The organism is Micrococcus sp. LASM2_SD2, from assembly GCF_057364565.1.
On record NZ_JBNFOB010000463.1, the window covers coordinates 1 to 689 of the forward strand.

General features: G+C 77.1%; 1 protein-coding gene. It reads left to right on the top strand.

What is annotated here, in order from left to right; translation table 11 throughout:
- Nucleotides 1–124: 124 nt before the first annotated feature.
- On the top strand, nt 125–689 hold a 565-nt coding region (locus AC2W7A_RS13120), incomplete at its 3' end, for an AIR synthase related protein (protein ID WP_485991706.1).

Consider the following 689-nt stretch of genomic DNA (forward strand, 5'->3'; position numbering starts at 1 on the left):
ATCGGCCGGGAGCTGTCCGTCCTGGACGCGAGCCGCCCCTGGCCGGCGGGGAGCCTGCGGCATCGGCGACGACGCGGCCCTGCTGCCGTCCGCGCCCGGGGGCACGCTGGTCTCCACGGACGCCATGGCGGAGGGGCACGACTGGCTGCCGGTCTGGCCGGCCGGCGTGCGGACCCGAGGCTACGACGTCGGATGGAAGGCCGCCGCCCAGAACCTCTCCGACGTCAATGCGATGGGCGGGATCGCCACGGGCCTCGTGACGGCGCTGAGCATCCCGCCCACGACGCGCGTGGACTGGGTCGCCGGGGTGGCCCGCGGGATGGCGTCCGCCGTACGCCGCCTGGGTGCACAGGAGTGCCGGGCGGCCGGTGGCGACCTCGAGGAGGCCGACCGGGCCGGTCTGGCCGTCACCGTGCTGGGCCGTCCCGGACCGCAGGGGGCGGTGCGACGCACGATGGACGCCCGGGAACTGGAGGCGCTGTGTGCGGAGGGCGGCGAGCTCCTGCATGCCGGAACGAGCCCCGGCTGGGCGGCCGCCGGACTGGCCCTGCTGTTCACCAACCGGACCGAGCTCCGCGACCGCTGGGCGGCATTGGCGGAGCAGAACCGTCCTGGCCCGCGTGAGCTGGCCCGTGCCGTGAGGGCCCAGCTGCGTCCGCGTCCGCCGCTGGACGCCGGCCCCCGCCGCG